The sequence below is a fragment of the Calothrix sp. CBUCES-K 9914 genome, from assembly GCF_059640475.1.
The window spans coordinates 71,974-80,756 of sequence record NZ_JBXXZH010000011.1; the positions used below are offsets into that span (position 1 = coordinate 71,974).

Genomic DNA, 8,783 nt, shown 5'->3' on the forward strand with positions numbered 1-8,783 from the left:
CAAGAACCAGCTGGTATACTTGGAACACGATATGTAGAACCTGTTGTAAAGTCGGTTGAAACACCATTAAATTCAAATTCGACACCTATTGAAGCACCAATTGTAGCAGGTGTTGGAACACTAGCTAAGTCGGCGCCCAAGTTGCCAGTTGGAACTCCATTTAAAGAACCAGCTACGATGCCTCTTGGAACACGATATACAGAAGCTGTTGTAGAATCGGTTGAGACAACATCGAATTTAAATAAGGTGCCGATTGCAGCACCCATTGTTGCAGGTGTTGGAATACCAAATAATTCTGCAACCAAATTACCAGTGGGAACTCCGTTTAAAGCACCTGCACCAACGCCGTTTGGAAAACCATATACAGATACAATAGAGACAACTAGCACGACATCAGTAAACCAATTAACACCCCCAGTAAATAACGGCGAATACTACAAACAGTACATAAAACCACAATCTAGCACTCATCTCACCTTAGAAACTCAAGAACTAGTTCGTGAAATCTTATCTCAAGGTTACAAAATAGGTATTGAACACGTGGATGAACGGCGTTTCAAAATGGGTTCATGGCAAAGTTGTACAGTTGGAGAAATTAGCGCCGAGTCTGATATAGTTTCCGCTATTGAGTCATCTTTGGCTGAATATAGCAATGAGTATATCCGGTTAGTTGCTATTGACACAAAAAATCGGCGCCGAATCATGGAAACAATTATTCAGCGTCCAAATTAAATTCAGAAATAACCTTTAAGTTTGTAGTCATTTTTTAGATTCTTGACTTCTTTAAAGAAATCGAGAATCTAGATTTATTACTTGCTATTTAATGTAATAATATATCTACGTACAATACAAAATACATTTTGTTACAAAGTCTCAATATAAATTGTATTTTGAATTACTCTTGATTTTTACTAGTAACATTAAAATCTTTCGCAGTTATACCCAGAGCTGCTAAACCTCCTGAAGTAATATATTTACATATTTGAACTAAAGGAGCTTTTTCTCCGCCAAAAGTACTTGGTGAGAATGCCACGAACCCACTACAACATAATACAAAACCGATAGCTGTCGTTTTCCAGTTTCTAACTACAACCTTAGTAGGAGTAGAATTTGGCTTAATAGTATTATCTGGAGTATTTAGTGACTGTTCTATTGATGGTCTTGCTGAATCTAACATAATATTTTTCCTAGCTCTTATTTTTACAATAATTAATCTGTATAACTATAATAATTCTCTCCATAAATAGAAGTTTTAAGGTGCAACTTCCTTTAGGAGTAGTTTTGATATCAATTTCTACAACCATAGTGTAGAGGTTTACGGATAAATTTATTAGTAACGCTAAATATTTTTACCACAGAGACGGTAGAGACGCTCCGGTTCCGGAGCGTCTCTACTGGGCAAATTGGAATTGAGATAAAATGTTCCAACGCTTACCATCGTGGAGCAGTAAGTAAATACTATCAGCGATAAATTCAAAGTCTACTTGGCGATGCTCAAATTCTTTCCAAGCTGCTCTAAAGTTTTGTTTCGTCAAGTCCCGAAATGCAACTGTTAGATGTGGAGCAAAAGGTCGGGTTTTTACGGTTGGGTCACAAATGTTTAAATTTTGCTCCGCATAAGCTACTAGCTCTGTATGCAGAACTGTTAACTCTGGAGTTTTAAGAACATCTATATATATAACGCGCGGTGGAAAGGCGCCATACTGTTTTAAAGTTATGGGTACACATGCTCTGGATGCAGCAAAATTCTTTAAGTGCTGTTCTAAGTGTGTAACATTGGCTTCATCCCATTCAAACGGAGGTAGTAAAGTGATATGGGGTGGAGATTTTAGCGCACTGCGACTATTAAATTTGTCGGCGAAGTGTTGCTTGACTTGGTTAGCATAGTCCAGAATATGCTGAGGTGGAATTAAGGCAACAAAAAAACGAATCATAGAGAAACTATATAGAGAAAGTATATGGCAATTTTTGTCAAGATTGAGCAAGGTAGAGTTGATAAATCGATTTTTGATCAGTATATACCTGCTCACCACGCTTACGTTCGCGAATTAATTGCACGTGGACACAACGCGCGAAGTGGATATTGGGCTGTTCGAGGTGGAGGAATGATGATTTTTGAGGCAGAGTCGATAGAGCAAGCACAGGCTATTGTCGCCCTTGACCCTTTGATTAAAAACGGCTGTGTTGATTATCAGCTATATGAATGGCGAATTGTTGTGGAATAATGAACAAGCGTTTTACATATCTTTTTACAACTATTTCAAATTTTTGAAATTCAATGCTATATTGGTCATAAGTGATTGGGACTATGCGACTGCAACGCCTAAACTTTGTCAGGACCGGAAGGTAGCAGCAATATGGGATGCTTGTAGTAGGCGTAGACCCCGGTCACCCCAAGTGAAATTTATATATTAACTATAATAATACGAGTCAGTAATGGCTGGTTTTGGTGATTTAGTACAAAAAGCCTTTTACCTTGGAGTGGGACTCGCTTCCTACGCAGGCGAAAAAGCAGGTGGCAAACTCTCTGAGTTACGCTCACAAGTTCAAAAGTTGGCTGATGAAATGGTAGCGCGCGGCGAAATGACGACTGAAGAAGGTCGTCGCTTTGTTGAGGATATGATGAAGCAAGCCCAGCAAGAACAGGTTTCTCAAAAAGATGCGGGCACCCAAACTTCTGAACCCCGCCGAATTGAAATTTTAGAAGAAGATGAAGAGGCAACTCCTAAGTCTTCGGCAAAAGAGGCGCCAGTTGAAGAAGTTGATAACTTGCGCGACCAAGTTAAGCAAATGCAGGAAGAACTGCGACGTTTACAACGTGAACAATAATTTGCTGGCAAAACGTGTATATCCATAATTGGTATGATTAGCGTGCGTTTTGGTAGTTGTCTAGTGATTTGTGCCACAATATAGGTATATTTATATACAAAGCACAGTTTATAACCCTCATGCTTGAATCTTAAAGCAGTGTTGTAATAGTGTTGTAATAAGGTGCGGAACTTGCTTCCCCAAGCGATGAACAACACTATCCTTTCCGTGAAAAGCCAGTGAGGACTTAAAATAGATATGGAAAATTGGCAAAAAGACTTTTGGCAAATGATGGAAACACTGGCTGATGAGGTAGAGCGTTTCTTTATAGGAATGACGGAAATGGTAGACAGCGTTTTTGAGTTTACCGAAGAGTTGAGCGAACAAGTACACAGCAGTCTGGTTACAGAAGTTGACCAGTACTTGCAAGATATAGTTGAACCGCTTTCAGAAATTTATTGGGAGTTGGATGATATACCCAATGAAGGTTTTGACGCAGCTTTTCCATATGCAGTAGATGCTACACGAGAAAAGAACCCAGCATGTGTAGGTTGCAAGCATTATCACGGGTATGCATATGGTGGTAATTTGCTAGTTTGCGGGATGCATCCAACTGGTGTAGAGGATGCTACTTGTCCTGACTGGGAGCAAGAAGAGCTTTATTAGTGCTGAGTGCTGAGTGCTGAGTGCTGAGGAACGGAGTGCTGAGTGCTGAGTCCTGAGAAACGGAGTTAGGTTATTATTATGGTGAGATATGAAGTTAGGTTAAGCAATTGAATATGAGTAACTCATCACCTGAAATAACAACGCAGTCACTTCAAGAAGTTCCAGTTCAAGAAGTCAAATATGGCGAACGTGAAATTGCGGAAGGTCAATTAATTACTTTCCCCAATCCACGTATAGGTAGACGGTATAATATTAATATTACTCTGCCAGAATTTACCTGTAAGTGTCCCTTTTCTGGTTATCCTGATTTTGCCACTATTTACGTTACCTATATACCTAATGCAAAAGTTGTGGAGTTGAAAACGCTGAAACTCTACATCAATAGTTATCGTGATAGATATATATCTCACGAGGAATCAACAAATCAAATCCTTGATGATTTTATTGCAGCTTGTGACCCTTTAGAAGTTATTGTTAAAGCTGACTTTACTCCGCGCGGAAATGTTCATACAGTCGTTGAAGTCAAGCATGTAAAGTCATAAGTCATAAGTCATAAGTTATGAGTGCTGAGTGCTGAGTGCTGAGTTGTATTGTCATTAGTCGCGCAGCGAAGAATCTTAAAGATTTTGAGATTTACGAGATGCTTCACTGCCTTCAGCATGACAACACCCAGCACTTAATACTCAGCACTCAATACTCAGCACTCAATACTCAGCACTAAAAAAAGATTTTGCTGCTGCTTTGACGATGCGGTTTGCGTCTTCTGCTAGTAGTTGGCGGATATCTAGGGGAGTGTTGGGGTTTGTTGCAACTGCGTATCTTTCTAACCAAGATGAGGAACGACTGTGTTTTGCTAACAAGTCACTTGGCGCCAAATGATGTAGCAGCACAAAGAAGTTTGATATGGAACAGTAATAATTGCTACTTGTAAAATTTTCTAGATATAATTGACCCCGCTCCGGATGGTAGTTTATCAAAGATTTTACTGCTGCAATATGTATTAAATTGTTGGGATGGTTACGCACTAGATGTTCTAGGATATCCGCTGGGGAATTTGAATTTCTGGCAACTCCTAATTTGACGGCGATATTTTTATCTACTGCTAGTTTTTCTAGTAAAGTTACAGGAGCGTCGTTTTTACTGGAATTTGACGTATTTAACTTATTTGATTTTGAGTTTGGTTTCCAAGGAGTATCAAACACAATCATCGCAGCTTTGGGATGCAGTGCTACCGCTTCGCGAATAATTAACCATTGACTTTGTGTTAGTTCTACAAGCACTTGACTCGGTATGTCCGGGTTTTGTACTGCCTGCCACTGCTGTAAAAACTCAATGTGGGTGCCAATGTAATTCTTGTTTGTGGTTTGGGATGCGAGCAACGCAGACAGTGCGACACGTCGAACATCTTGATTTTTATCTTGTAAAAGCTTCTTGACGAGTTCTGGTGGTAAGTTTGGATTATTGGCTAATAATCTACGTAAGCGAACTGACTGACTCGATGCTAACTTAGAAGCAATGGATTCAGGTATGTTTGGATGTTGTGCTAATGCAATTTGAATATCACTTGTGTCGAGTACAGCACATTTTTCTAGCAGCGCTGCAGGAATATCAGGGGTCGTCGCTATCTTTCGACAAATATTTTGAACCGATAGTAAGTACACTTGGTAACTATTGCCATGAACTAGTTCGAGCAAAACTTCAATCGGAGTTTCAAAATTTATTGCAGTTAAAGTATTGTCTTCGCAAGTTGAGATATTTATGGAGACATTTGAATGTACTAAACTAAATGATTTCGTTTGACGGAATATCCTAGCTCTAGCTTTTATCCATTCGACTTTATCTTGTTCCAACAACGCTAACACGTCATCAGGAGTACTGCTATTTTCGGCAACTGCACAGCGAACATTATCATTTTCATCAAGAGCTAAATTTCTCAAAACCGAAATCGGAGTTTTAGGATTATATGCAACGTGTCTACGCACCATATACTCGGCATCAATAGCTAACTGTGTGAGTACAGTGTCTGGTGTTCTGACGTTTCCCGCAACATAACCACGAATGTAAACATCTTTTTCGTTTGCTAAATGCGTTAGTAATTCAATTGGAATGTTTGAATTTTCCACTGCTGCTGCACGCACATTATAATCAGCATCCTGAACAAGTAATTTTAGAATCGCTGGTGTAGCGTTGGGATGTCTAGCAATATCTTGGCGATGATTAAATTTATAGTTATGTAACATTCTTGTTAGTAGCCATGCTGGAGTAATTGGGTTCCGAGCGACAGCATGGCAAACTCCTAAACGCTTATCGTCTATAAGTAATTCCAATACTTCTGGTGGAACGCTTTTATTAGCTGCAACTGCTGCGCAGATTTTCCATGATTTGTGATGTGCGAATTTGATTAATATTTCAGGTGGAGTGTTTGGGTGTAATGCTACGCCAGTTTTTGTGTACTCCCAATTTTTTCTAGCTATTTCTTTTAAAGTGGCGCCAGTAGTATCAGGATGTTGAATTGCTGCATCATACTCGTAAAATAATTTATAGATATTTTTAGTGGTATTGGGATTTTGGAAAACACAGGAGCGTATAAAAGCATCTTCATCACCTGCAAGCTGTTCTAGAAGATGAACAGGAGTATTTAAATTATTTGCAATTGCCGCGCGCACTTTTTTTGTTGCTATTTTTGGTTGCGACAGCGCTTCGAGAATGTGTGCAGGAGTATCTGGGTCACGGGCAATTTGTACTAATGTATTACGATGTAATGCTGTTAAGAACGTTTCCGGAATTAGACCAATTTGCCACAATTTATATTCAGAAACTTCATCGTGCTGAATATTATCTTTGACTAACTGATGTTTTTTAACTACTGATAAAGCTGCTTCTTCCCACCCAGTCTTCATTTCTCCCATCCAATTAACATGCAACTTTGCCACATTCGGCACCTGCGAAGTTAACCAGTTACAACCTGCTTCGTGTATCAACTTATATAAGTCTTTTTTGGTGAGTTTAGGATTCATCGCCACCGCAAACATTGTTTTCGGGCGCCTATGACTTAATGCCCACTGTAAAAAAGTATCTGGAATGACTTCCAATTTCAGTAAACTTGCTTGAGTCTCTTCGGGTAATTCTTGGTACAAATTCGGATTTTCGAGTAACAACAGTGAAAACACCGGATTTTCGAGTAACTCTTGGGGAAACTCTACCCCCGATTGAAATAATGTTTCTGTAGGAGTGTTAGGATTACTTGCTACAGCTTTACGCGTTTCGTAATCTTGGCTAGTGCTAAGTGATCGCAAAACTTCTGGTGTAGTGCATATGTTTGCAGCAACAACGCGCGCGAGTTCATTGTTCATACACGCTAACTCTTCCAAGCGTACATGTGACGTGGTTTCGTTAGCTGCTTCATGTACGAGTGCAAGCAAATTGGAAGAGTTAACCATAAGGAAAAATCAAGAATAAATATATAACAAAGGTTTTGATATTAACTTGTCATAGATTTATTCAAATCACCTTTGTATTTTTACGGAAATATAATACGTTAATCAATATTAAGAATATTAGTTTCCGCAATCTTACGACAAAATATAAATAAATTATGTTCCCGGCTTAATTAGTTCGTTAGTTAGTTATATATTTATGAGAATCTATCTTTTGCAGTTGCTCGGACAATACAATTTGCATCAAAGCTTAATTTTTGCAAAATCTCTTCAGAAGTATTTGAATTTTGGGCAACCGCGTATCTCTCACGCCAGTCTAATGAACGATAATGTCTTGCAAGAAAATCGCTCGACGCCGTTGAGTGTAAAAGTAGAAATAAACGCGCGGCAGAAGGTTGTCGTGTTTTCTCAACATATTCAACTAAAATGTTCGTTTTAAAATTTATAATATTATAAGTTGATGTTAACAGTTACGTTTATTCTTGATCTTTTTCTTAGCTGCCCGACGTACAAGTCTACTTTCGTCACCTGCTAATTTTTCCAGTACACTTACAGGAGTATGTGAGTTGTTCGCAACTGCAACACGAATGTTGATAATTCGTTCTGTAGATAATTTTTCCAATATGTCAGTAGGAGTCGCATCATTTTGAGCAATGTAAAGACGTACTGAGTTCTCTTTATCATATGCTAGCTTTTTTATGCTTACTATGGGAGTTCTAGTATTCTTTGCTACAGCTTGTCGAACACTGACCTTCTCATCATCAGCTAATTTAACGAGAATACTACTTGATGTAATAAAATTCTTAGCAACATCACGACGGACACTACTTGCTTTATCATCAGCTAACTTTTCTAGAGTTTTCTTAGGTGTATTTCTATGTGAAGCAACAACTTCACGAACTGTTGACTCGATATCATTTGCTAACTTTTCCAAAATAGATATAGGTGTATCATATTTTGCTCCAACAATACGACGAATAAGTGAGTCATTATCATTAGCTAACTTTTCTAAAATAACTTCTGGTGTATTTCTGTGTGACGCAATATTCATACGAATATATTGGTCAGTATCATTTGATAGAATTTCAAAAACAGAGCCAGGTAAATTTACCTTCTGTACAATACTCATACGAACTACATAACTGGTATCATGTGCTAGCTGTTCTAAAATATGAATAGGTATTATACCGTTACATGCAACTGACCCACGTACTTTCGCAGATACATCTCTGGCTAATTTTTCTAAAAAATCTTCTGGTAAATCATGATTATAAGAAACATTCGCACGAACTAATTCATCTTTATGGTAAATTGCCCAATGTAAATAAAATAGCGGTAATCCTTTTTCTCGCAAAGCATAATAGTTATTTTGGTGAAGTTGTTCAAGAAAATCTGGACTTTCGACCAAAATTAACTCTAAAGATATATTATTCAGTACTTCTACTGGGTGCTTTTTAAATAACTCTACTAGTAAATCAGGCGCTGTATTCGGATTTCGCGCTACAGCTTTACAAATTTCTTTATCCTTACTCTTTGCCAATTGACATAAGCGCTCAATGGGTGTAGTCATATCGCGCGCTTCTTTTAAAAGAGAGTTTTTCATATAATCAATTTTTTAATCATTTTATTTAGTACTGATTATAGTACTTAATGATTAGATAAGATACAATATTGTTTAAGTTTTGGTATTCTTATAATTGATCCCCCCAACCCCCCTTATTAAGGGGGGCTAAGATTTGTTGTATGAGTATAAAATTTCTTGTATGACGCTAAAATTATTATTTCTTTTCTTGTTCCCCCCTTCCACGCGGCAGGGCTGTTTCATTCCCTCTCAAATCGGATTTGTCAAGATGGTTAGCTATAAAAATCATA

General features: G+C 38.1%; 8 protein-coding genes, 1 other RNA gene and 1 pseudogene. 6 read left to right on the forward strand and 4 right to left on the reverse strand.

What is annotated here, in order from left to right; all coding sequences use genetic code 11:
* Positions 1 to 408 precede the first annotated feature (408 nt).
* Positions 409 to 732: pseudogene (locus AC2JBO_RS04255) on the forward strand (RuBisCO small subunit-like domain-containing protein); the annotation flags it as partial.
* 163 nt (positions 733 to 895) lie between these two features.
* On the opposite strand, the gene AC2JBO_RS04260 reads toward AC2JBO_RS04255, so the two are convergent.
* Positions 896 to 1,177, reverse strand: a complete 282-nt coding sequence (locus tag AC2JBO_RS04260) for a hypothetical protein (RefSeq protein ID WP_496952381.1) — start codon at positions 1,175 to 1,177, stop codon at positions 896 to 898.
* Positions 1,178 to 1,391: 214 nt separating this feature from the next.
* Complete coding sequence (locus tag AC2JBO_RS04265) at positions 1,392 to 1,934, reverse strand: 2'-5' RNA ligase family protein (protein ID WP_496952382.1); 543 nt, start codon at positions 1,932 to 1,934, stop codon at positions 1,392 to 1,394.
* A 24-nt stretch (positions 1,935 to 1,958) separates the two neighbouring features.
* On the opposite strand from AC2JBO_RS04265, the gene AC2JBO_RS04270 reads away from it, so the two are divergent.
* The 5 genes from AC2JBO_RS04270 (at position 1,959) to queF (ending at position 4,016) form a co-directional block, all read left to right on the forward strand.
* Positions 1,959 to 2,225 carry a YciI family protein gene (locus tag AC2JBO_RS04270; protein ID WP_496952383.1) on the forward strand — a complete coding sequence of 89 codons (267 nt, stop codon included), beginning with the start codon at positions 1,959 to 1,961 and terminating at the stop codon, positions 2,223 to 2,225.
* Positions 2,226 to 2,297: 72 nt separating this feature from the next.
* Positions 2,298 to 2,394: signal recognition particle sRNA small type (ffs, locus tag AC2JBO_RS04275), an RNA gene on the forward strand.
* A 42-nt stretch (positions 2,395 to 2,436) separates the two neighbouring features.
* Positions 2,437 to 2,829 carry a phasin family protein gene (locus AC2JBO_RS04280; protein WP_496952384.1) on the forward strand — a complete coding sequence of 131 codons (393 nt, stop codon included), beginning with the start codon at positions 2,437 to 2,439 and terminating at the stop codon, positions 2,827 to 2,829.
* A 237-nt stretch (positions 2,830 to 3,066) separates the two neighbouring features.
* On the forward strand, positions 3,067 to 3,474 hold the full coding sequence (locus tag AC2JBO_RS04285; protein WP_496952385.1) for a hypothetical protein: 408 nt from the start codon (positions 3,067 to 3,069) through the stop codon (positions 3,472 to 3,474).
* A 113-nt stretch (positions 3,475 to 3,587) separates the two neighbouring features.
* Positions 3,588 to 4,016, forward strand: coding sequence for a preQ(1) synthase (gene queF, locus AC2JBO_RS04290; RefSeq protein WP_496952386.1), 429 nt, complete (start codon positions 3,588 to 3,590; stop codon positions 4,014 to 4,016).
* A 162-nt stretch (positions 4,017 to 4,178) separates the two neighbouring features.
* Here queF and AC2JBO_RS04295 read toward each other — a convergent pair whose 3' ends face one another.
* Positions 4,179 to 6,914, reverse strand: coding sequence for a HEAT repeat domain-containing protein (locus AC2JBO_RS04295; protein ID WP_496952387.1), 2,736 nt, complete (start codon positions 6,912 to 6,914; stop codon positions 4,179 to 4,181).
* A 460-nt stretch (positions 6,915 to 7,374) separates the two neighbouring features.
* Positions 7,375 to 8,514: a hypothetical protein gene (locus tag AC2JBO_RS04300; RefSeq protein ID WP_496952388.1), complete on the reverse strand. Its 1,140-nt coding sequence runs from the start codon at positions 8,512 to 8,514 to the stop codon at positions 7,375 to 7,377.
* Between the last annotated feature and the right edge of the window lie 269 nt (positions 8,515 to 8,783).

Coding starts and splice junctions, on each gene's coding strand:
- AC2JBO_RS04270 (WP_496952383.1), top strand. CDS start 1,959: ATGGCAATTTTTGTCAAGATTGAGCAAGGTAGAGTTGATAAATCGATT.
- AC2JBO_RS04295 (WP_496952387.1), bottom strand. CDS start 6,914: ATGGTTAACTCTTCCAATTTGCTTGCACTCGTACATGAAGCAGCTAAC.
- AC2JBO_RS04260 (WP_496952381.1), bottom strand. CDS start 1,177: ATGTTAGATTCAGCAAGACCATCAATAGAACAGTCACTAAATACTCCA.
- AC2JBO_RS04285 (WP_496952385.1), top strand. CDS start 3,067: ATGGAAAATTGGCAAAAAGACTTTTGGCAAATGATGGAAACACTGGCT.
- AC2JBO_RS04265 (WP_496952382.1), bottom strand. CDS start 1,934: ATGATTCGTTTTTTTGTTGCCTTAATTCCACCTCAGCATATTCTGGAC.
- queF (WP_496952386.1), top strand. CDS start 3,588: ATGAGTAACTCATCACCTGAAATAACAACGCAGTCACTTCAAGAAGTT.
- AC2JBO_RS04300 (WP_496952388.1), bottom strand. CDS start 8,514: ATGAAAAACTCTCTTTTAAAAGAAGCGCGCGATATGACTACACCCATT.
- AC2JBO_RS04280 (WP_496952384.1), top strand. CDS start 2,437: ATGGCTGGTTTTGGTGATTTAGTACAAAAAGCCTTTTACCTTGGAGTG.